Annotated in this window: 18 protein-coding genes; 7 read left to right on the top strand and 11 right to left on the bottom strand. The window is 44.5% G+C overall.

Going from position 1 to position 22,448, the window contains the following annotated elements:
• Window positions 1–380: 380 nt before the first annotated feature.
• Entirely contained in the window at window positions 381–719 is a 339-nt protein-coding gene (locus R7044_RS20310; protein ID WP_225455783.1) for a hypothetical protein, read from the bottom strand.
• Window positions 720–950: 231 nt separating this feature from the next.
• Between R7044_RS20310 and R7044_RS20305 the strand changes: the two genes are divergently transcribed.
• Window positions 951–1,535 (top strand): flavodoxin family protein, encoded by a 585-nt coding sequence (locus R7044_RS20305; RefSeq protein ID WP_017635653.1) that lies wholly within the window; start codon window positions 951–953, stop codon window positions 1,533–1,535.
• Window positions 1,536–1,598: 63 nt separating this feature from the next.
• Here the strand turns inward: R7044_RS20305 and R7044_RS20300 are convergent, their stop codons facing one another.
• Complete coding sequence (locus tag R7044_RS20300) at window positions 1,599–3,224, bottom strand: ABC transporter substrate-binding protein (RefSeq protein WP_167415798.1); 1,626 nt, start codon at window positions 3,222–3,224, stop codon at window positions 1,599–1,601.
• A gap of 141 nt (window positions 3,225–3,365) precedes the next feature.
• Here R7044_RS20300 and mpaA point away from each other — a divergent pair, with 141 nt between their 5' ends.
• Window positions 3,366–4,076 (top strand): murein tripeptide amidase MpaA, encoded by a 711-nt coding sequence (gene mpaA / locus R7044_RS20295; protein WP_033907251.1) that lies wholly within the window; start codon window positions 3,366–3,368, stop codon window positions 4,074–4,076.
• A gap of 19 nt (window positions 4,077–4,095) precedes the next feature.
• Here mpaA and R7044_RS20290 read toward each other — a convergent pair whose 3' ends face one another.
• A complete protein-coding gene (locus tag R7044_RS20290; protein WP_033907250.1) occupies window positions 4,096–4,947 on the bottom strand; it encodes a MurR/RpiR family transcriptional regulator in 852 nt (283 codons plus the stop codon).
• Between the two features lie 242 nt (window positions 4,948–5,189).
• On the opposite strand from R7044_RS20290, the gene murQ reads away from it, so the two are divergent.
• From murQ to R7044_RS20275, 3 genes are all read left to right on the top strand, one after another.
• Window positions 5,190–6,092, top strand: a complete 903-nt coding sequence (gene murQ / locus R7044_RS20285) for an N-acetylmuramic acid 6-phosphate etherase (protein WP_222712166.1) — start codon at window positions 5,190–5,192, stop codon at window positions 6,090–6,092.
• 28 nt (window positions 6,093–6,120) lie between these two features.
• Entirely contained in the window at window positions 6,121–7,575 is a 1,455-nt protein-coding gene (gene murP / locus R7044_RS20280) for a PTS N-acetylmuramic acid transporter subunit IIBC (protein WP_062730872.1), read from the top strand.
• Between the two features lie 148 nt (window positions 7,576–7,723).
• A complete protein-coding gene (locus R7044_RS20275; RefSeq protein WP_225455780.1) occupies window positions 7,724–8,779 on the top strand; it encodes a porin in 1,056 nt (351 codons plus the stop codon).
• Between the two features lie 89 nt (window positions 8,780–8,868).
• Here R7044_RS20275 and R7044_RS20270 read toward each other — a convergent pair whose 3' ends face one another.
• Window positions 8,869–9,534: a peptidase E gene (locus tag R7044_RS20270; protein WP_054575283.1), complete on the bottom strand. Its 666-nt coding sequence runs from the start codon at window positions 9,532–9,534 to the stop codon at window positions 8,869–8,871.
• 37 nt (window positions 9,535–9,571) lie between these two features.
• The gene (locus R7044_RS20265) at window positions 9,572–10,483 is read right to left on the bottom strand and encodes a LysR family transcriptional regulator (RefSeq protein ID WP_225455779.1); all 912 of its coding nucleotides are present in this window, start codon (window positions 10,481–10,483) and stop codon (window positions 9,572–9,574) included.
• Window positions 10,484–10,571: 88 nt separating this feature from the next.
• Here R7044_RS20265 and catC point away from each other — a divergent pair, with 88 nt between their 5' ends.
• Window positions 10,572–11,231 carry a type C chloramphenicol O-acetyltransferase gene (gene catC / locus R7044_RS20260; protein ID WP_025768711.1) on the top strand — a complete coding sequence of 220 codons (660 nt, stop codon included), beginning with the start codon at window positions 10,572–10,574 and terminating at the stop codon, window positions 11,229–11,231.
• A 55-nt stretch (window positions 11,232–11,286) separates the two neighbouring features.
• Here catC and R7044_RS20255 read toward each other — a convergent pair whose 3' ends face one another.
• The 4 genes from R7044_RS20255 to R7044_RS20240 all read right to left on the bottom strand — a co-directional run bounded on the left by R7044_RS20255 (window position 11,287) and on the right by R7044_RS20240 (window position 17,550).
• The gene (locus tag R7044_RS20255; RefSeq protein ID WP_225455782.1) at window positions 11,287–12,966 is read right to left on the bottom strand and encodes a DUF342 domain-containing protein; all 1,680 of its coding nucleotides are present in this window, start codon (window positions 12,964–12,966) and stop codon (window positions 11,287–11,289) included.
• Window positions 12,967–13,217: 251 nt separating this feature from the next.
• Complete coding sequence (locus tag R7044_RS20250; RefSeq protein ID WP_062730867.1) at window positions 13,218–15,245, bottom strand: tRNA(Met) cytidine acetyltransferase TmcA; 2,028 nt, start codon at window positions 15,243–15,245, stop codon at window positions 13,218–13,220.
• A 105-nt stretch (window positions 15,246–15,350) separates the two neighbouring features.
• Complete coding sequence (locus R7044_RS20245; RefSeq protein WP_062730866.1) at window positions 15,351–16,325, bottom strand: ParB/RepB/Spo0J family partition protein; 975 nt, start codon at window positions 16,323–16,325, stop codon at window positions 15,351–15,353.
• Between the two features lie 7 nt (window positions 16,326–16,332).
• Window positions 16,333–17,550, bottom strand: coding sequence for an AAA family ATPase (locus R7044_RS20240; RefSeq protein ID WP_005374503.1), 1,218 nt, complete (start codon window positions 17,548–17,550; stop codon window positions 16,333–16,335).
• Between the two features lie 1,238 nt (window positions 17,551–18,788).
• Here R7044_RS20240 and R7044_RS20235 point away from each other — a divergent pair.
• Complete coding sequence (locus R7044_RS20235; RefSeq protein WP_017635223.1) at window positions 18,789–20,759, top strand: replication initiator protein RctB domain-containing protein; 1,971 nt, start codon at window positions 18,789–18,791, stop codon at window positions 20,757–20,759.
• 289 nt (window positions 20,760–21,048) lie between these two features.
• Here the strand turns inward: R7044_RS20235 and R7044_RS20230 are convergent, their stop codons facing one another.
• Together R7044_RS20230 and R7044_RS20225 are read right to left on the bottom strand one after the other, a co-directional pair.
• On the bottom strand, window positions 21,049–21,516 hold the full coding sequence (locus R7044_RS20230) for a hypothetical protein (protein WP_005374501.1): 468 nt from the start codon (window positions 21,514–21,516) through the stop codon (window positions 21,049–21,051).
• Window positions 21,516–22,448 carry an ATP-binding cassette domain-containing protein gene (locus R7044_RS20225; RefSeq protein ID WP_171342403.1) on the bottom strand — a complete coding sequence of 311 codons (933 nt, stop codon included), beginning with the start codon at window positions 22,446–22,448 and terminating at the stop codon, window positions 21,516–21,518. The genes R7044_RS20230 and R7044_RS20225 overlap by 1 nt, the downstream gene beginning before the upstream one ends.

Genomic DNA, 22,448 nt, shown 5'->3' with positions numbered 1-22,448 from the left:
AGTTCTTTTAGTTGTTGATTTCATAACACTCTCCAATTTTGGGGGTAGAAAGTGTCAACCTTATTTAGGACGGCACATAACCCACTAAAAAGCCGATGTATCTACATCGGCTTTTTAGTATCACTTGGTGGTCACAAATAACCCAAAGTTAATGGCGAAAAACAGTGAAGAGACAAAACGTATAAGCTGAAGGTCACCACTGTATTCTTTCATGATAAAAACATGACACATCGCCGAAACCAAAAGCGCCACTTTAACCAAAGGAAGCTTCTTATTTACGAACCTTAAATAAATACAAAAAATAGAGATGGTGCAAGCAAAGAAAAAATCGTCACTAGTTCCATCTTCCTTAAAATACAAGGACATGGTTTTAGTTAAGCTTATATTTTTAGCTTCATTATGAGCCACCCACTAATATTTAGCGAGATAAGGGCATAAAAGAGGTAAAAAACAAGACTGACCGAAACAAAAAGTAGTGCATGCACTTTTTCTTCTAAGCTCTCTGGATGAACATTCATATCCACATCAAACACACCCGCTATAAAGTGTGCAAATACCGTGGAAGAGGCTGTAGAAAGGCCTCCTACCATAATGATAATAATCCCTCGCCTTAAGAAACGATGAAATGAACTTTTCCCGCCTTGGATCAGATCTGAGTTTACATATTTTAATCTATTTTTCCGCCTATTAATCATCACTAGCATCGGTACCTTTATCATTGTTTCCAAGAGAGTTTTCTACATCTTTAAGATCTTCCTTTAACGCTTTTATACACGACATTCATCGTCGTTGCATTCACTGTAGTTATGCCGTCGACTTACCCTATAAGAAAGCTCTTTAGATACCAATTCGTACTTTATCTATCTCAAATCTCTTCTTGACCTCAACTTAGCTTGAGGTTTTAGCCTTAGTCGCACGATTAAAAATCAACAATGAAAAAAGGAACCATTGTGTCCAAAATTGCGATTATTTATTTCTCTAAAACCGACGTTACTGGTCAGCTTGCTCGCGCGATTGCCGCAGGCGTTGAACAACAAGGCATTAAGCAGCAAGATGACTGTGAAATCCTCTCTCACCGAATTGAAGGCAATGAGATTATTGAGGGACGTTTTGTGAACCCTAAACTAATGGATGAACTTGCTGAGTGTGATGCGATTATCTTTGGCTCACCGACCTATATGGGCGGTGTAGCAGCGCAGTTTAAAGCATTTGCAGATGCAAGCAGTGAATCTTGGTATTACCAAAAATGGGCGAGCAAAATCGCGGCTGGCTTTACCAGTGGTGGGGCAATGAATGGCGACCAATCTTGCACATTACAATATCTACAAACGCTCGCTAACCAACACGGCATGATGTGGGTCGGGTTGGATAAGATCAGCAATTCTGGGGAGCAAAACCTGAATCGTTATGGTGTACAAGGTGGTATTGTTGCACAAGGTGGTGAAGATGGTCAGTTGCATGCTTCTGATGTTGCAACAGCAGAGTATCTTGGCAAACGAGTCGCTATGCTCGTGAACAAGCTCTCCACTCGCTAACAATAAAAAGAAGCCCCGTAAGATACATCTTCGGGGCTTCATATTTATCGCTTGTTTTGAGCGCTACTTCTTGATGTAGAGGTCTTTCGAGTAGATACGACCTTCTACGTTGCTCTTGGCAAAACCGCCAACCGTAGGACGAACCAAACGCGCTTGCATGTAGTAGTAAATCGGTGCGATTGGCATATCCGCCGCCAACAATTGCTCGGCTTGATCATAGAAACCTTGGCGCGCTTTCTCATCGGTTGCGGCCAATGCACTGTTCATCGCGTTGTCGTACGCTTCATTGCTGTAACGTGCAAAGTTACCCGAAGAACCTGAGCGAAGTAAGCTCAGGAAAGTAGACGCTTCATTGTAATCACCACACCAGGAAGCGCGCATCACATCGAAATTGCCTTGTTTACGCGCCACTAAGTATGACTTCCACTCTTGGTTTTCTAACTCCACGTGTGCACCGAGATTTTTTTGTAGCATCGACGCTATCGCAACCGCGATCGATTTGTTTGCCTCACTGGTGTTGTACAGCAATTTAAAATCGAGCGGCTTGTCTTGGCTGTAACCCGCTTCTTTTAACAACTGACGCGCTTTCTCGTCACGTTGTTGCTGACTCCATTTACTATACTCAGGGGGCGTCGCATCAAAACCGGCAGTGTACTGATGCGCAAAGGTGTACGCAGGAAGGTTGCCCACTTGCGTGACACCATTCGTAATCACATCACGCATGATGGAGTACGACACCGCTTGACGCACTCGCGCATCATCAAATGGCGGACGAGTGGTATTGAACGCGTAGTAATACGTGCACAGTAATGGCACCACCGTGTAAGCCTGCTTGTAATCTTGTTTAAGCTTCTGCGCCATATGAGTCGGCACATCTGACGTGATATCCAGCTCTCCTGCCGCATAACGATTGATTGACGCGTTTTGGTTTTCAAACGGAATGTAAGTCACTTTGTTTAAATGCGTATCTGCGCTGTCCCAGTAACTTGGACTCTTAACCAGTTCAATGCGCTCATTCACGACCCACTTATCCAATGTGAATGCACCGTTGCTAACAAATTGGTCTGGATCACTCCACGGCTTGTCGCGGTTTTCCACTGTCGCTTGATGCACTGGCATCATGGACGTGTGCCCAGTCATAGCAACAAAGTACGGCACTTGACTGTCCAACTCAAAACGTAGGGTGTATTTATCCACTGCCTTGATACCGAGATCGTCCAAAGGCTTTTTGCCCTCTGCTACATCGGTGATGTTTTTGATCTTGGTGAGTTTGAGATACCAAACATTTGGAGAAGCGGTTTTCGGATCTACCGCTCGGCGCAGTGAATAGACAAAATCATCCGCTGTCACAGGCTCGCCATTCGACCATTTCGCGTCTTTGCGCAAGTGAAAAGTAAAGGTTTGGTTGTCGTTGGTTTCCCATGATTCTGCCACACCGGGAATAATGTTTCCGTCACGATCTTGAATCACAAGCCCTTCAAATAAGTCACGAATCACATGCATTTCTGGCAGACCTTCGGCTTTCGCTGGGTCAAGCGTCGCCGCCTCTGCGTCATTCGCACGTACTACATGCTGTTCTGCGGCAAGTTGAATGCCTTTAGGTAAGGTCTCCGCAGCAACTGATGTAGCAAGAAAAGGGGTGAATAAAGAGGAAATCAGCAACGCCGTTGAATGTTTTTTAAAATCCATATCGTTTTTCGTTCTCCTAACGCGTCTTGTGAAGCAAGTGCCACAATTAACATTTCAACCGTTGACGAGTTTAAACGGTTCAGTTTAGCTAGGTGTAATTAGCTTAGATATTGATACTACTTCATCAATCAGGAGATTACGGTGAGTCTAATTCCAAGAACGGAAAGAGCGGCATTTTTAATTCGGCCAACATCATACGGTCAATCCGTGCTTGGTGCGCCATTACTGTATTTTCCGGCTCAAGTCGAAAGTGCTTCGCGAGGTTTGATTTTGGCAGGCACTCACGGGGACGAGACGGCCTCGATTGCAGGTTTGTCCTGCGCGCTAAGAAGCTTGCCTGCTGAAAACTTACGACATGATGTGATTCTGTCAATGAATCCTGACGGCAACCAACTAGGCACACGCGCAAATGCAAACCAAGTGGATCTCAATCGCGCGTTTCCAACCCAAAATTGGACTGAGCATGGCACAGTGTATCGATGGAGCTCTCACACACCCGTTCGAGACGTACAGGTGAAAACTGGCACTAAAAACCAACTAGAGCCTGAAGTTAGCGCATTAATTAACTTGATTGAACTGCGCAAGCCAAAGTTTGTGGTGTCGTTTCATGAACCGCTTGCTTTTGTGGATGATCCCAAACATTCCGACCTTGCCAAATGGCTCGGCGAGCAGTTCCAACTGCCAATCGTTGACGATATCGACTACGAAACACCCGGCTCATTCGGCACTTGGTGTAGTGAACGTGATTTACCTTGCATCACGTTGGAGTTACCAGCGATTTCTGCCGATCTCACCATTGAAAAACATCTCTCTGCTTTTATTGCTTTGCTGAGGCACGATCCGGATCTCTAGTCCGCTGTTAAACAAGCGATCATGTGAGGATCTGTTTGATGTCGGTACTGATATCGCTGATCAACTGACGGGCACTGTCGTCTCTTTGCTGAACCAAGATGATAAACAGCAAATCGGTGATCACGTTTTGCGCGGTACGCGAAGCAATGGATGAGCTGCGATGTTCCGTTTCATTGGCAATCGTATCAAACGTAATATCGGCAATACCGCGCAAGCGACTTCTTCCTGGCGCAGATAACGCAATCACCTTCGCGCCCTGCTCTTTTGCCGCTTCTGCCGCGACGAGAATTTCTTTGCGCTCACCCGAAAACGAGATTGCGATCTGAACATCTTCTGGAGAGAGCGTGCGGGCAACAGCAATCTGCACGTGGCTGTCTTGTTCAGAAAGCGCCGTAATACCAAGTTTAAGCAGTTTAAAGCTTAAATCCTTCGCGGTCAGTGCAGAGCCCCCAATCCCGACCACTTGCACTCGACGCGCTTCACTCAACCATTTCACCGCTTGGTGACACGCTTCGTAAGACAGCGTATTGGTAGTTTGAAACATAGCGTCGGTTTTCGCTTTCACCAGTTTCTGTGAAATTACCGCAATGGGGTCGTCAGCCAAAATATCACTGTGCAGCGGTGTCGACTGCATCGCATGCTTACGGCCAATCTCTTCATTCAGAGCTAATTTAAACTCGCTGTAACCTTTAAAGCCGATACGCTGAGTAAATTTCACAATGCTCGATTGACTCACTTTTACTTGCGCCGCAAGTTCTTGGCTAGTGAGCAGCGCCGCCTTTTCTGCGTTTTCAACAATCCAATCGCCGACCAAACGACCACTTTGCGAAAGCTGAGTACGCCTCGCGACTATCTTATTGATAACTGACACAACAAAAACCTCAAAAAATTTAAATAAATTATTCCAAAACAAAAATAATTGGAGTTTGATTTAACTCCATGATTATTCTAACCAAGCCAGTTTATATCGGATGTAATGGACGTATATTTTCTCTCATTATTCCAAATTTCTCCTGCACAAAGAATAACCTCAAGTGTGATTCTTATCACCAAAACAGAATATTTTATTCCATAGAATCGCCCTCAGATTGAACATTACGAAGAGTGTAAAACATGAAAATTGATTTAAGCCGATTGGTGACAGAAAGCCGTAATCCAGCCAGTGCAGAGATTGATACGCTTTCGACCATCGAGATGCTGCAAGTCATTAATGAAGAGGATCAAAAAGTCGCGCTCGCGGTCAAAGCAGTGCTACCACAAATTGCAAAGACGGTTGATGCAATTACTGCAGCGTTCGCCAATGGTGGCCGTTTGGTTTACATGGGAGCTGGCACATCAGGCCGCTTAGGAATTCTTGATGCGAGCGAGTGTCCTCCTACCTACGGCACGCATCCAGATATGGTGATTGGCTTAATTGCTGGTGGACACCAAGCGATTTTGAAAGCGGTAGAAAACGCAGAAGACAACGCGAAAATGGGTCAAGACGACTTAAAAGCGCTTCACCTCACCAAACATGACGTGGTTGTAGGCATTGCAGCGAGTGGCCGTACACCTTATGTACTAGGTGGTTTGGACTACGCTAAATCCATCGGAGCCACGACCGCATCTATCGCTTGTAATCCAGAATGTACCATGGCAGAAGCGGCCGACATCGCGATTCTGCCGATAGTTGGCGCAGAGGTTGTCACTGGATCTTCTCGCATGAAAGCCGGCACCGCACAAAAACTGGTGCTAAACATGCTCACGACAGGCGCAATGATTCGTAGCGGTAAGGTATTTGGCAACTTAATGGTGGATGTAGAAGCCACTAACGCCAAGCTCATCCAACGCCAAACCAACATTGTTGTGGAAGCAACCGACGCATCAAAAGAAGAAGCAGAGCGAGCATTAAATGCCTGCGGTCGCCACTGCAAAACCGCCATCTTAATGATTTTGGCCGATTTGGATGCCAAACAAGCCAAATCACGCCTCGCCGCGCACAACGGCTTTATTCGCGCAGCACTAAATAATAACTAAATAATCCGAGTTCTGAAGGATAGACCCTATGGCAAAAATAACTTCAAACACAGTATCGCAGTTGCTGTCCGCAGTGGGTGGCAGTAACAACGTAAGCAAATGTGGTAACTGTATGACGCGTTTGCGTTTATCGCTCGCCAACAATGGCTTGGCTGATCAATCAGTTATCAAGCAAATTCCCGGCGTAATGGGTGTGGTGGAAAGCGATGAGCAGTTTCAGATCATTCTCGGTCCCGGAAAAGCTCAACAAGCGGCTGAGATGATGAATCAATTGATCGACAGCTTAACCTCTGGTGACAGTGAAGAAGCAGATATGCCGCAACAAGATCTTTCTGCCGTCGCGGCCGAGCAGAAAAAACAGATGAAGAGCAAACAAACCAGTGCGGTTCAGCGTTTTTTAAGCAAGTTTGCCACCATCTTTACGCCGTTGATCCCTGGTTTTATTGCCGCTGGTCTGTTGTTAGGTTTTGCGACGTTATTGGAACAAATGTTTGTTCTCGACCAGACACCAAGCCAGTTTATGCTAGATTTGATCGCCTACATGAAAGTCTTTGGTAAGGGTCTGTTTGCTTTCCTAAGTATTCTGATTGGTTACAACGCGCAGCAAGCGTTTGGCGGCTCTGGTGTTAATGGTGCCATTCTCGCCTCTTTGTTTGTGCTGGGTTACAACCCAGAGGCTACATCTGGCATTTACTCTGGCATGAACGAGTTTTTCGGCTTTGCGATTGATCCGCGCGGCAACATTATCGGCGTACTTTTGGCAGCGATCATCGGTGCACAAGTCGAGCGTAAGGTTCGTCAATACATGCCTGATGATCTGGACATGATCTTAACGTCCGTTATCACTCTATTGATCATGGGTGCGGTAACCTTCTTGATCATCATGCCGATCGGCGGCGAGTTATTTAAAGGGATGTCTTGGTTGTTCCTCAACTTAAACGATAACCCATTAGGCGCTGCAATCTTGGCAGGTTTGTTCTTAATTTCTGTGGTATTTGGCATCCACCAGGGTTTTGTTCCAGTGTACTTCGCATTGATGGAAGCACAGGGCTTTAACTCGCTATTCCCTATCCTGGCAATGGCTGGTGGCGGTCAGGTTGGCGCGTCAATGGCGCTGTATTTCAAAGCCAAAAAAGACGCTCTACTGCGCACTCAAGTTAAAGGCGCTATTATTCCGGGTCTTCTAGGCATTGGCGAACCATTGATTTACGGCGTGACATTACCACGCGTAAAACCATTCGTTACCGCTTGTATTGGTGGTGCTGCGGGCGGCTTCTTTATCGGTTTAGTTTCTTACCTTGGCTTACCAGTTGGTCTTAATACGGTGTTTGGCCCGTCCGGTATCGTGGCGATTCCTCTCATGACATCTGAAAATGGCATCTTCCCGGGCATGATGGTGTTTGTTGCCGGACTGCTTATCTCTTACATCGTCGGCTTCCTCGCGACTTACTTCTTTGGCTGCAAAGACGTCGATTTAAGCTAAATCATTCTTCCCCTATAGGAATGGACTAGCTCGCGCCCTTGGCAAACAAGGGCGCACCCTCTCTCTACTTCACGACAATTTTTCTTATTCCGTTACTCGGAAGGGGCTTTGTCGTACCTAAAACAATAGAAATGAAAGGTCGTTAATCATGAAAAAGCACATTTTGACTCTACTTCTCCCAACATTGATGGCATCAAACGCAATTTCAGCGCAGCTGTATCAAGCGGAAGATGGGTCAGTTTTAAATATTTACTCTCGTCTTGGTTTCAATGTCACCAGTAAAAATGATGAGCACGGCGATGCAAATGGCGAGTTTGATGGCCGTATTGGTTTAAACGGTTCACAAACCATCAACGAGTACGCGTCGATCATCGGCCAAGCGCAATACCAAGTGGGTGCCGCTGAATACGCAAACCAAGTAAACGACAAACCGTCTCTGACCGCACGTTATGTATGGGCGGGTATTGATGCGAAAGATTATGGTCGCATTACTGGTGGTCGCGTGGCATCTGGGTTGATTATGTTTACCGACATTGGTGATGTGTTCGCCTCTTCCGATGTTTCTATGGCGCGCCAAGCGAATAAAGTCGACAAAACCGCAACGCAAGTTTTCCGTCAAGATGGCACGCTGCAATACCAAAACAGCCTAGGTAATGTCGATTTTTCTGTCGCGTACATTTTAGGAAACAACACTTCTGAGCTCGACTACGGTTACAACGCTGCACTGCGTTATACGCTAGACATGGGGAATTTGGGTACCTTGGCACCAGTGATAGCGATGCAGAAGAATAAAGGTGATGCACGTGAAAGCAACGACACCGATTACACATTCTGGGGCGCAGGTACGCGTTACTACCTAGGTGATTTGATGTTGGGTGCGTTGTACTCGGAAGATGAACTAGAGGGCTATTACTCACAAACCAGTACCGACAAAGTGATGGAACTAACGGCGGTTTACAGTGTAAATGACAAATGGGTACTGCGTGCTGGTTATCGTTCTTTAGAAAACAGTGATGGTGACGAGCTAGAGCTGAAAGATACAACGCTAGAAGTGCAATACAAACTGACGCCTCGTTCTTCTATCTACACAAACTACGTTGATCGTAACGGCTCGCGTGGCTACAGCAATGGACAAGAAGTCTCGTTTGGCGGTGCACACGCAGACGAAAGCTACTACCACTTAGGTCTGCGTTACGAGCTGTAAGCACGATACTTAATGTAAGTTAGCTGAATCCATGAGCTTCTTCTATGTCCGGTCAGTAGTTATTGCCTTTAATGCTGATTTGAAGAAGCTCATCCTCGCAATATGTTTTCTTCGTTACCTGTTTTAACCAACACACCGGCATCAGGAAAGCTGGTGACAGTAGCTAACAATTTTCCATCGACAAAGTGCAATGCCGCATAATCGTGAATGCCATAACAAGTGATGCTCGGTTGAGAACGAGCAAAGGCTTGGAAAACCTCGAACTTCTCACCTACATGAGAAAAATGCGCCGCAGCCAAACCGTCAATAAATCCAAGACAACGCATAACTTGGTATGCTTCGGGATCACTGTCTGTCACCGCAAACTCAAACCAACAAATTGCACCTGCGCTCATGCCACAAATGATGATGCCTTGTTCATAACACTGCTTGAGTATTCTATCGATACCCCATTCGCGCCAAATGGCCAACATCGAACGCGTATTACCGCCACCGACGTAAATGATGTCTTGTTCAAATAGCGTTTCTTTCCAACCAGCTTCAAACTTAAACAGCGGAAAATGGGTCACGTTTTCACTAAGCTTCGCATCGTAAAAACGTTCAATCACTTCATCGGCGTCTCCCGTGGCTGTCGGTAGAAAACAAATGTTTGGATTCTCCTTACCAGACAAAGACAAAATGTATTGATCGAGTGGGCTCGGATTCTCTCCCATCATCCAGCCCCCACCGCCAATCGCAATACAGTGTTTTCGCATTCCTTTGCTTCCTCAATTGTTGCTAAGTTTGTTGTCGCTATTCGCCGACAGAATATATGTTCCTAAAGTGATCAATGAACGCTCGCGTTCTTCTTGGTAAGTGCTCACGTTTTGGGTAAAGCAGATAAAGCGGCAAAATCGCATCCGTTTGCCATTCTGGCAGCAAACTCACGAGTTTTTCTTTTTGTGCAGGGTCGAGTTTAGCCAGTGCAAATTCATCTAACATGGCTACACCACAGCCAGCCAAAGTAGCATCCAACATGGACTGGACAAGATTAAAACTCAGCGTACTTTTTAACTCAATGCTGCACTGCTGTTGAGTTTGCTTATGCGTAAACGTCCACTTATCTAACACCAAGTCGCGACTTTTATAAAGGATGTGCTCTAAGTCACCAAGCTCCTCTGGCGTACTTACATTTGGTTTATCAGCTAAATACGAGCGATGAGCGATCGGTTTACAGTGTAAAGTGCGTAGCTGATAGCCGACGTATCCCTCTGGAGGAGTATCGGTAAAGTAGAATGCGATATCAAACCCAGCCTCAATCAAGTCGAGAGGTGTCTCTGTGAAGATCACTTCGACGCTCACTTGTGGATGTTGCAATCGAAACTCGATCAATGTTTGGCTGAGTAACGCGGCTCCGAAAGAAGCAGACGCCGCTATTCTCAATTTTCCCGATACGATCTCGTTTGCCATGACTTGCTCATTGATCTGCTCAGCGCCTTCGAGCAGTTGCTTTACCTGCTGATAAAACCGCAAACCATCGTAGGTCAAATTAAACTGGCGCGTAGTTCGCTGAATAAGCTGCACCGACAATATGTCTTCAAGCTGTTTAAGTTGCCGACTTACATGCGCATTCGAACAATTCAGGCGCTTTGCTGCGCCAGCAATACTTCGCTCCTCGCACAAAGCGACGTAAAGTGGTACGTAGCTGAGCCATTTTATTTCCATACAGTAATTCTGAATCTCTAAAATCAAACTACTGGAAATAATAGAAAGCCTCTAAACTCTGTACAACCTAAATTTGAAAGGATGAGTTATGAGTGTTTTCGACACGTGGTTAAAAGGTCAAGTCATTAAAGATCACATCACTAATACCAATATCATCGTTGGCGATTACAGCTATTACTCGGGCTTCTATCATCAAAAAAGCTTCGAAGAGCAAGCGGTACGCTACTTGTTGGGTGACCCCGTCACACTTCAAGAATGGCAAAGTAGAGAACCCGATAGCATCGACAAATTAATCATTGGCAAGTTTTGTTCCATCGCTTCTGGAGCCACCTTCATGATGGCAGGAAACCAAGGTCATCGCATTGACTGGATTTCGACCTTCCCCTTCTCTCCTGAAGAATTTGGAGAAGGCGTACAAGACGGTTTCGAGCGTGCCGGAGACACAGTGGTGGGAAATGATGTTTGGATTGGCAGTGAGGCGATGATCATGCCCGGAGTAAACATCGGCGATGGAGCCGTCGTCGGAGCACGCGCCGTAGTGACGAAAGACGTGCAACCTTATTCTGTGGTGGTTGGAAACAACCAAGTCGTACGTCAACGATTCAGCGATAAAGAGATTGAAACTCTACTCAATATCCAATGGTGGAACTGGCCAATAGAACACATTAAACAAGCAATGAAAGTAATGTGTAGCAGCCAAGTGGGTGCGCTTGCGGACTACTATCAAGAGCACATTGTCGATTTGTAGATAAAAAAAGCCCACACATCTTGTTGCGACGTGTGGGCTCAGTGAGTAAGAAAGCTTAAACCGCAGCGACGTCCTCTTCTTCCAAGTTCGCCGAGACTTTAATTTCGTATTGATTGAAACGGAACGAACAACCGCCATGAGTGCGCTTTGTCGTTACTTGTTCGTCGCCAAACTGCACCGTCACGCGAGTGAATACACGCTCTTTGGCTTCGACAATATTTTCTTCTAACGCGACTTCAAAGTCATGTTCCGTTTGTTCTAGCTTTTGCTTTATCGCTTCAAGCTGCTCGTTGTTTTGTGTTTTCATCACATCAATCTGAGCTTGTTCTTCGTCGGTACGTTCGGCTTTAGGACGTTTCTTAAATTCGAGCTCTTTACGAATCACATCCATCGTGCCTTCTTGAGCGCGTTTGTATTGATCTTTGAGCTCTGCTAATCGCTCCTTAAATGCAGAATAGCGCGCGAACGCTTCTACCTTAGTGGCGGTGTCGCCTTCTACGCCCAATTGTAAGCACACCACTTTGTCACCGACTTTTGCATCTCCGCCGCTGAGCGTACCGTTCCTACCGTTCGCATCCAGCACCGTCAGATTGCGCCCACAAACAATATCGTTATTCATGCTGTGCACCGCCAATTCAATATCTTCTCCGGCTTGCAAATCACAATATTGGGCGTAGCTTGCGCGAATCGAACCTTTGGCTTTGACGTGACAACTCTTTGGCTGGCCATCACTCACGGTGTGGCCAATGATCCCTTTACCAACTTGAATGTCGTCTTGCGCTTGTACGTCAGCCGATTCAATGAAGCCGCCTACAGTAATAGAGCCCGTCGCTTTAACAATCATGCCAGATTCAATGTTGCCACCGATAATCACATTCCCTTTGAATTTCACGTGGCCTGTATTCACGCCAACGCTATTGAGGCAGAGTGCGTTATCAACTTCGATGGTTTTGTCTTTAATCAGAGGCGTACCGGATACCGATGCAATCAATAGGTTTGGGTCGTGCTTGCTTATCTCGGTGCCCTTGCCTGGCTTCATTGGGCTATCTTTTCCGGCTTGTGGAGGAATCACTCGCCCTTGAACAGTAAAACCAGGCGTGCCTTTGGTCGCAGGCGTGCGGCGCATCACCTCATCGCCTACGTCAACCGCGATAGTTTCACCGAGGTTACGTAAATCAATTTTGTCGCTAGCAGATTGGCCGTCTTTGGGTTTGAGGATGCGTTTGGTGATGTCTTTAACAAGAGGAGTAAAAAGAGCGTCTTTGCCTTTGATAGGTTGCTTACCAACCGCTACAGGTTGAGAAAAAGTTTCGCCAGGTTTGAGCTGAGTGCTGACAACCAACACTTTCTTCAAAGCCAGTTTGTTGATGCCTTTCGAAACTCGCGCTTGAGCAAGAGCTTGAACAATCTCGGGGCCGCGTAAACCTCGGCCTCCATAAGCACCGACAACGTTCATACTGGCGAGCATGTCATTATTCGACAATTCGACCTCAACTTGTGCGTTGCGTTTTTCTGCAATGACGATGCCTTCGTAAGCTTCAGCTTTACGTTCTTTGGCGCAGTTAATGAACCTAACGGCTTCCCCCTCTACAACAAACATCTTTTCGGCGTTCATTACGACGAGCTGCTCGTTTAATTCATTTTGATTTAGCTCACCACCGAGATCCACTTCACCCGGAAGACGGGCTATCACCTTGGTTTTATCTTCAGATAACTCAAGACACAGCTTCCACATACCCTTACCACTTTGCATCCCATCAACACTTTCAGTCTAACCAAATCCGTTTTCTGAACAAACCTCGCATTTCTTATTATAGGGCTCACGTCACTAAAGAAAGTAATCCATCAATAACGGTTAAACAGGATATTAAGAGAAAACTCGATTTAACCTAAAGCTCAATCAAAATACACGCTGAAATAAAAAGGAGCTGGATTTACAGTGTAAAATCAGCTCCTAATAATTTCATTTACAGTGTAAATTTCCCTTTAGTGTTTACAGTGTAAATCGTTCCAAATATGTCTTACTTCGTCCCTTAACTGCTGCTCAACTTGCCTTCTTCCAGGTAAACCAAATTGCTGAGCACATTCAGTCCAACTACGGTTAAGAAAAAGCTTACTGATCATCAAGTCGGAAGCGGAGTTCAAACCTAAGTTAAGTAACCACTGCTGAAGCCAAGCAGACACGGACTCATAACTGTTACCACCATCAGCATAGCATTCAATTAGTAATAACTTAGCGGGATGAAGTGGACTCATTCCCAAAGGTTGCGGTAATAGAGCTCGAAAAATAGAGGCTTCTAATTTTGGATAGACGTCAGCCACATTGTTAGACAACATTTCTTCAAATAGCGCCTGAGATTCATCGACCCAAGCCGTCTGTTGGGAATCACAAGGTTTGACCATCAAGACTGAATAACAACCGCTAGCAGCATCGCGCATTGACCCTAAACGAATTGCACGGAAGTTCGATTGTAGCCAGAAATGGACCAACTCTTCCGTCGCACCGAAACTCGTGGATAAGTAAGCAATGTGTTTAGCCGCCATTTGATCAAGTTGCTGCAGCATTTTTTGACCGATGCCTCTTCCTTGCAATTCCGGATGAACAGCAATTCTCATGACTCGCAGCGTCGATAGATTCGCGACATTCGGAAATCCTAGGTGGTTTGCAATCGTAACTGGGGCTAAGTGTCCTTTAGGACGACGCTTACCAAGCTGAATTTCTTCAACCAATTCAGCGTCAAGCCCACCCTCTTCGACCGCTAATATTACCCCCACAACCGCATTATCTTGCTTAGCAAAATAGAGCTGACTGTTGTCGTCTTGCAAAAGGTGAATCAAATCATTCGGCGAGGTCTGATAATGAGCATTAACCAAAAGAGCGAAGCACTCGCGCAGCAAACTAGGCTGCGATATCAAATCGTCCTTATCGGCTTTAGAAAGGGAAATTGAGTCGACCTGGTTAAGTTGATGGTGCGTTAACTCCGCATCCAACAAAAACGCGTCATAGAGCCATGATTCGAGCGCATCATTCATGCTCCAGCGGATGGGCTGTGTCATGTGCCACGTTTTCATTCCCGAACGCTGTTTCTGAAGCCAATCAACAAATTTAATCGTAAAGCCCCGGCCACAACCTTCATAACCGTGAATAGTCGTAGAAAAAATGAGTCGATGATAATGTTCGGTAATGCTCTTGAGCATAGGAACTGGAATTGCAGCCGCTTCATCGACAAGTAACAAATCACATTCAGGTCGACTCAATAATAGTTCATCTGGAGCAATAAATTGAATGGCTCCCTGCCCTGATTCTAATCTGTCCTTCTTAATACGCTGTGCGCTAGGGAGTAAACGTAAAGCATGTTGGTAAACAGGCTCAACGGCTTTTATAGATGGTGCCGTAATTAAGATTCTAAGCGGCTTCTGCTGTAATAAGTTCGCACACGCAATTCCGAGGGCACTTGTTTTTCCACGTCCACGATCAGCGGTCAAAATTAATGGTCGCTTTCGATGTCCTGTCACCACCTTTTCAATTAGAGAAATGGCATGTTCTTGTTCCGTGTAGTGGCTTTCTTTTTCTGCTTGCTTGATGTCTGGAGCCGTTGGCAATGGTTTTTCTTGCTCAATAACAACGAGCTTCTCCCATTGTTTGTGCATCCATTGCTGAGAAAAATTCGCAGTTTGTCGCGACTCAGTAATGACAATAAGAAAACCGCCGCCAACCAATGAGCCAAGCGCGGCGGTAAAACTATTGGCGTCAAAGCCATTTCGAGCATCAAACAATAGAACGTCACACTCTCTGCCTAGCAACATGTGCCCTTGTTTAGACGAAACACTGGATACGTTTTTCAAACCAAAATCACCAACAGAAAACCAACGTTGATGGCGCTGCGTTTTATGGAACTCTAACATCAACGCATTTTGCCAAGAAGCCTCGCCTTGAATGACAACACCAATCCTTTGGAAAGATTGGTGAGCTTGATGTTGAAGTGATGAAAGGAAATCAGATTGTGTCTGCATTTTGTCTATCCAACGTTGAACTGACGCAATGGTATCACATCTTTAATTTGACGCTTCTCAGATATAAAAAAACCGCCCGGAGGCGGTTGATTCAATCATCGTTTGTTATTGCAGTTTGGTTTGTAAAAACGCAAGAATCTCTTCCATTAAGCTGTCGTCAACTTTCTTCAAGTTCAACGCCAGGCTGCTACCTTTTCGGCTATAGCTTGCTCGACCTTTTACTAAGTCGACTTTTTCCGTCTTCTTGCCAGGTTTTGCTGGTGCAAGTTCAGTAATCCAATTTTCGATGCTTTCCGTGACTTCTTTTGTCAGACGAGCAACGCCTTGAGCTGTGCTTCGCTGCCATAAAAACCCTTCGCTAGAGCGACATTTATCTAACAGCTCTTGCTGCTGCTCTGGCGTCAGCGTTGAAAACTGTTTGTGCAGTTTCACGATAGTTGGACGACCGAGATCGCCAACATTCGGATACGCTTGAAGCAGTTCTAACGGTAATGCTGCGGCTTTTAAAGCGCCACTTACCAACGCTTCACTGCACTGGAACATTTTTGCCAATGCTTTCTGATCTTCAGCTTCACCACTATCAAGCTTAGCCTGCATCTCTTTCCCTTTTTCATATAAAGAGAGCGGCTTGTGAGCATTTGCCACATCAGACAAAAACTTAGCATGGTCAGTATTAATGTTGTCAGCAACATAAACCAAAAAGTCTTGTTCAGCGAGGATACAAGACATGCGACGACGGCTACCATCTAAAACTTCAATCTTGCCATCTTCAGTTCTACGACCCACTGCTGGATATTGTTGGCCACGCTCTTTGAGTGTGACTAAAACATCAGATAAAGCATGTTCGTTTAAGAACGATTGCTCACGAGCGTTATCAACAAATACTGTTGTTTCTGTCGCAACTTTATTTGCAGGAATACGCACAAGTTCAAACTGAACAATATTTTCACCTGCAACTGCTAGTTCAATCGTTTGAGCTTTCTCTTTTGCCGCAGTTTGCGCCTCTTGCGGAGTCACAACACGACGCTTATTCGTTTTGCCAAATAATTTCGCGTTTAATTCAGACGTTTTCAAAGCCATTTACTTATTACCCCTGATTCAATGACGGCCAATTAGAGTGCAGCACACGCTCTAATTCCAGTGCGCTCTTATGAACAGCGTCTTGCGCGGTAGCTAGTGTCTTCTTACCGCCTTCAAAATCGCTTACTGTCAGATCAAATACTGTGCTGTAGGTATCGGCACAGGTTTCAAACGCACGGCTACGAGGAATAGTAGCCATCATAACTTGGTCACCTAGAAGATAGTTCATTTCAGTTAAAACAGAAACTTGCTTCTTATTGTCGTCCTCAAACATGGTTGGCATCAAGCGAACAAACTCAAGACCATTCCAGTCCTCCGGGAACATTTCATATACCGTAGGCAAATGCTGGAAGAAGTTTACTGTTGAAGCCCAGTCCAGACGCTTAGCCGCACAAGGAATTAGCAAGGCATTTGATGCATACATCGCATTCCATACTAATGGGTCAACGTGTGGACCGGTATCAATCATAATGATATCGAAGTCATCAGCAATTTTATCAATCAGTTGCTCTTTCAGCAGACGGACGATATCGAGTGATGGGTCTTCAGATAGCGTTTGCCATGCTTCCGCATTAAACATCGCGTCTTCTGGAAATGCTGAAATCGACTTTAAGTTCGGATATTGCGTTGGCAGCAATACGTTTTTACGTAAAAATTCACTGTCAATTTCCACACCATCAGGCACGTTACCCAACATAATGTCTACCGCAGAATAGATATTATCATGCTCTGCCATGCTGATTTGCGGGTTGAGGAATAAACGTAGCGAGCCTTGTGGGTCTAAGTCGATTAAACAAATACGGTATCGTTTATCCAAATTTAGCGCTAAACATGCCGCTAAATGAACCGCGGTCATTGATTTACCTGTACCGCCCTTTTGGTTCTGCACATTAATAATCCAAGGTTTGTTACCTGAATTCTTTTTACGCTCATGAAATTTAGGCACTTCAGCCGCATCCATGAGCATGTGTGCTTCTTCTAACGTAATTGAATAATGATTCGCGTTGTTTTTGGTAAATTGATGCCCAGCGGCTTCCATTTTACCAATCGCGTCGTCGAGCTTACGGCGAGTTAGACCAGAACGGGTTTCCATCATCGCTTTCGACATTGGTGGGAAGTAGTTATCGCTTCGCTCTTCTAAAACAATTTCAATACGGTCAGCTTGAACCTGCTGAGTCAGCTCCGCTAACTCAAGAAGGTTTTCAATCGTTTTTTCTCTTTTCATGCCAAATTCCGTTGGAAGGATTTATAATTTCAATTGTACAGCAGTAAAGACCAAAAACAACAAAAAGGTGCACGAACATTTTGAATAACCATCACATAAAAAAACACCCAAATCGACGCTTTTATGATTTATGGTCAAAAAGATAACTATTTTTAATCAAATAATCTTCTCATAAGTGGACACCTAAACTTAAAAATAAAAAGTGTTACAGCGTCACTCATTTACAATGTAAATCAATTTTCTACCGGAACGATTATAATCTTAAGCTAAATTACGGATTATGTTAGACCAACCTAATTTAAACGAAAAATAGTAAGTAATATCGGAACAATAAAGACCTGAACACCTTGATCATGTCTCCGAACAAAATAGGGTAGTTCCAGCGAAACATCTATGGAAGTATGATCAAGGTATACTTATGATCATGCTTCCGTGTTAATAAACAAATCCGAAAGCATGATCATGGCAAAATTGAGCAGAGTACGGTGTAAACACGCAAATAAAATAAGATCCATTAATCGGAAATATGATCAAGCCTTAGAATCTCTCGGAAGCATGAGTTTTCTTCTCTGATTTACGGTTGAGTGCAGACAGAATGGGGGATTGAGCAGAAATTGACGGTATAGAAGCCGGAACAATGAAATTGCGCAAGTTGCTATGATAAATCACACTCTCATGATCATGCTTCCTGTAAATAAGCAGAGACTAGGATTTACTTCTAAATATGAGCGACTTGAATGTATTTTAATCAGATGAGTGATATCTCATCAATATGGGCGCCAGAACGATAGATATATTGGCTCTTGATCATCGATCCGAGTATAAATAACATTACCAATGCACAATATAATCATCGTGAAGATAATTATTAAATACTGCATCTGTGGATAACCTGTAAAAACATCATGATCATCGTTTCAAGACTCTTTTGATCATCTTTTCATAACCTTAATGATCATGCTTACGAATAAATATGATCATGCTTTCAGGTTATTGTTGATCATACTTTCAGACTTCTTATGATCATAGTTCCGAAATACATGAAAATAATAGCCTTATAGAACAAAAACTTAGAGGAAAATTCCAAGCCAGATCATTAGATCATATAATCAATTAAGATCAGATTAATCAAAAAGATCAGTTATTTAAAAAACAATCTTTTTTCTTTATTTATGATCTGTTTTTCTTTATTCTTCGGAACCATAGCACAACTACGGCTAGTGTGATCTGGATCTAAAATGACGGCTGATGAAAAAATTCTGATTAAAGCACCGAGAAGCCACAAAGATGGCCATCTTTTTGAGGTACATGAATCCTCTGCGGATTGGGTAGAGCAGTACCAACATTTCAAAGGGGTGACTAAAAGCATCTTAGAGTTGCTTAATCTGATCTCATTACGAGGCTTCAGCAGCAAGGATGGTTTGGTTTCAACCACAGAGATTGTGGAAGCAACAGATGGGCAACTCACACGTGCAGCCCTGCAACAACGTTTGCGCGCGGCAGTAAATATTGGTTTATTTACTCAAACTCCAGTGCGTTTTGAAGAGGGACTTGCTGGTAAAACGATGCTACACAAATTTGTGAATCCCAATCAGCTTATATCTGTGTTGGGAGCAACAAGTCTTGTTACCGACAAAGTTCGCCAGAACGAGAAACAAAAACGTTCGAAAGCATTGGCTCAGACTCAAGTAAACAAACGTTTGTTGAATGAGCACGGGTTAAACACACCTCCCACGATGAAAGATGAAGCCGATCAATTTGTTGTATCTCCAACAAATTGGGCTGGGATAATTGACCAAGCACTTGCGCCACCAAGAACTCGAAAAAGTTATCAGAAATCCATGGTGTCGATCTCTGGCACAAAAGCCGTTATTGAGACGCGATCATCCAAAAATATCATGACTGTGGATGATCTCATGACCCTGTTCGCTCTCTTCACGTTAACAGTTCAGTACCATGATCATCACAAAGATCAGTATCAGCTTGATGCGGCTCACGTACCAAACAAAACGCCGCTATACATCACTGATATTTTGTCGCTCAGAGGCAAAAAAGACAGTGGCCCAGCTCGTGATTCCATTCGCGATAGCATTGATCGCATTGAATTCACTGATTTTCAGCTCCATGAACTTACTGGACGTTGGCTAAGTGAAAACATGCCCGAAGGCTTTAAGAGTGACCGCTTCCGCTTCTTAGCCCGTACCATCACGGCTTCAGAAGAAGCGCCCGTTGAGGGCAGTGATGGCGAAATTCGTATTAAACCCAACTTATACATCTTGGTGTGGGAACCGTCGTTCTACGAAGAACTACTAACACGCGATTATTTCTTCTTGTTCCCACCAGAGATCTTGAAACAACATACTTTGGTGTTTCAACTGTACTCTTTCTTCCGTAGTCGCATGGTTCGTCGTCACACGGATTGCATGCTACTGAGTGAGTTAAACCAGAAACTTGCACGTAACATTGAATGGCGACGTTTCTCCATGGATCTGATCCGAGAACTAAAGCGGTTGTCTGATGGAAAAGGGAATGATGATCTATTCGTCGTTAATTTGTGGGGTTATCACCTGACGATCGAAACCATGATCGAAAATGACAAAGTGATGGACTACCAGATCGACATCAAATGTGATGTCGAAGAGGTCTTACGTTACTCGCGAGCGCGAACGACCAACGCAGGAAAGCGTAACATGGCGCCTACGCTGCCAAATCCACTTCGTAATGAGATGGTAACCCGACAACAGCTTGAGGAGCTCTCAGGCATCATAGACGGCGAATTTGAGCCCATTCAACGCAAAGCACCGTCTCCAAGAGGAAATTTAGGGCGACGCGTGAAGCAAAGAAAACATTTGGTAGAGATCAATGCTGATGAGATCACCATTACTCTATCTAAATATACCTCACCAGAGGCTCTAGAACGCAGTATAACGGCTTTGTCTGCGATGACAGGGCACTCCTATGCCTCAATCAAAGAAGAGTGCTCAGATTACATAGAGAAGCTCGATTGGCTAAGGGTAGGGGATGAGCCGATTCCTTATGAGACATTAAGTAAAACCGTCGAGCTGTTTAACACCCAGAACGATGTTAAGCATCTTACCATCGAGCGCTTGATTGCGGGGTTAGCGGTGCGTCGGAAAGTTTGTCGTCAAATCTTCGATGGTCACATGGATGAAATGGTATTTCGTGCCTTGGATGAAATGGCGATTTAAAAGTGTCGCTTGATGTGTACCAAGCTATAGGTGTGATGTATCGGTTTGAAATGTAACAATGTCTTTCGATGATAAAAAACAGACTTAACTCTTACAAACCACTGACATTAGAAGCCAAGCCTAATACTACTATTTATCCCGAATAGACAACCTTTTGTCCTTTCTGATGATTAATAGATTGGCTCATATTGTTACATTCATTCTGAATAGACTTCGCGAGTTTCTCCTCAGGAAACTCGCTTTTTTTTACCTAAAATTCCGCTAATTAAGCCTTGATCATTTTTCCGGACTAATGAGGCAAACCTTGATCATGCTTCTTAGGTTCATTCCAATGTAATGAACGCATCAACGCAACATGTGATTCGATTAAGCTATGGGCTTGTTCCTGCCACTTGTTTTGATCACACTGCTGATTACAAAACTCTAACGCCACAACGGTGAGATGCTGAAGTCGTCTCAAACACCAATCTTTGATCAGAATATCAGTCGAGACTTGGCATGCTGCTTGTTCAAGCTTTGCACTCGTATAAAGCAAGGTTTGATATGCTTTCTGAGGGTCTTGGTACCTTGCATGTTGAAACACGCGTAAACATCCATCCAACCAGCAAGCAATCGCTTTACTTTGAAGATCACTCAATTCGGGTCCAAACACGTCATCAGGCACCTGATATAAGATCGTTTCCAATTTTTCTACTTGATCATGTTTCCGCTGTTCGTACCACATGGCGATTTGATCTTGCCAAGTACTCAAATCCATTACGCTACCTCAGTCCATTGTTTTACATAGTGATTTGGCCCTATTTGATCAAATTCGTCGACAATTATGCTGCTACGTTGACGAATTTCATCGGCATCTATCGAATAGTTTGGCTCATTTTTCACTAAGTTACCAAAAGGTAAGTCAGGATCAGGAACGGCAGAAATCAACAGCTTAGTATAAGGATGCTGCGGGTTCTTAAGTATTGAATGAGTGTCGCCCCATTCAACGATTTGCCCTTTGTACATTACTGCGGTTTCTTCCGCGATGTAGTGCGCAGTCGCCAGATCATGAGTGATGTATAAAAAACCAATTCCCAGTTCTTGCTTCATTCGTTGCATTAAATTCAACACTCCCAAGCGAATAGAAACATCCAGCATAGACGTAGGCTCATCCGCAAGAATGATTTGCGAACCTACCGCTAAAGCCCTTGCTAAGTTTACTCGCTGACGTTGCCCACCACTGAGTTCGTGAGGGAACTTATTCAGTGTCTCTTCTGGTAGTTCCACCAGCTTTAGGAGCTCTTCCAAGCGGGCTGGGATGTCGCGCTCGTTTTTGACTTGTTTATGAATTTTTAAAGGACGTGTTAGGTGATGGCGAATGGTATGAGTTGGATTGAGAGAGCCAAACGGATCTTGAAACACCATTTGTACTTTACTGCGATATTCTTGTAGAGCCGATCGTGACGTGATCTCATTTATGTCAGTGCCATTGAAAAGGATCTCGCCTTGCGTTGCAGGGTAGACTTTGGTTATTAAGCGAGCGCAAGTACTCTTACCGCAGCCTGATTCTCCAACCAAAGCCAAGGTTTTTCCTGCGTACAGATCAAAAGTCACTCCTTGAAGCGCACGAAAGGTTTCCTCTTTCGCTAAACCACCGCCCACTTTGAATTCTTTAATCACATTTTTCATTTGGATGATAGGCTGGCTCAT

It is taken from the genome of Vibrio sp. 1402 (assembly GCF_033340275.1).
The sequence above is the reverse complement of the archived record's forward strand: the minus strand, read 5'-3'. Positions and strand labels throughout refer to the sequence as shown.

Bases quoted from the DNA above. Each gene is read 5' to 3' on its own strand.
- R7044_RS20275 (WP_225455780.1), top strand. From the start codon at position 7,724: ATGAAAAAGCACATTTTGACTCTACTTCTCCCAACATTGATGGCATCA.
- R7044_RS20255 (WP_225455782.1), bottom strand. From the start codon at position 12,966: ATGTGGAAGCTGTGTCTTGAGTTATCTGAAGATAAAACCAAGGTGATA.
- murP (WP_062730872.1), top strand. From the start codon at position 6,121: ATGGCAAAAATAACTTCAAACACAGTATCGCAGTTGCTGTCCGCAGTG.
- R7044_RS20250 (WP_062730867.1), bottom strand. From the start codon at position 15,245: ATGCAGACACAATCTGATTTCCTTTCATCACTTCAACATCAAGCTCAC.
- R7044_RS20240 (WP_005374503.1), bottom strand. From the start codon at position 17,550: ATGAAAAGAGAAAAAACGATTGAAAACCTTCTTGAGTTAGCGGAGCTG.
- catC (WP_025768711.1), top strand. From the start codon at position 10,572: ATGAGTGTTTTCGACACGTGGTTAAAAGGTCAAGTCATTAAAGATCAC.
- R7044_RS20245 (WP_062730866.1), bottom strand. From the start codon at position 16,325: ATGGCTTTGAAAACGTCTGAATTAAACGCGAAATTATTTGGCAAAACG.
- R7044_RS20270 (WP_054575283.1), bottom strand. From the start codon at position 9,534: ATGCGAAAACACTGTATTGCGATTGGCGGTGGGGGCTGGATGATGGGA.
- R7044_RS20310 (WP_225455783.1), bottom strand. From the start codon at position 719: ATGATAAAGGTACCGATGCTAGTGATGATTAATAGGCGGAAAAATAGA.
- R7044_RS20230 (WP_005374501.1), bottom strand. From the start codon at position 21,516: ATGGATTTGAGTACTTGGCAAGATCAAATCGCCATGTGGTACGAACAG.
- R7044_RS20300 (WP_167415798.1), bottom strand. From the start codon at position 3,224: ATGGATTTTAAAAAACATTCAACGGCGTTGCTGATTTCCTCTTTATTC.
- R7044_RS20235 (WP_017635223.1), top strand. From the start codon at position 18,789: ATGACGGCTGATGAAAAAATTCTGATTAAAGCACCGAGAAGCCACAAA.
- R7044_RS20265 (WP_225455779.1), bottom strand. From the start codon at position 10,483: ATGGAAATAAAATGGCTCAGCTACGTACCACTTTACGTCGCTTTGTGC.
- murQ (WP_222712166.1), top strand. From the start codon at position 5,190: ATGAAAATTGATTTAAGCCGATTGGTGACAGAAAGCCGTAATCCAGCC.
- R7044_RS20225 (WP_171342403.1), bottom strand. From the start codon at position 22,448: ATGAGCCAGCCTATCATCCAAATGAAAAATGTGATTAAAGAATTCAAA.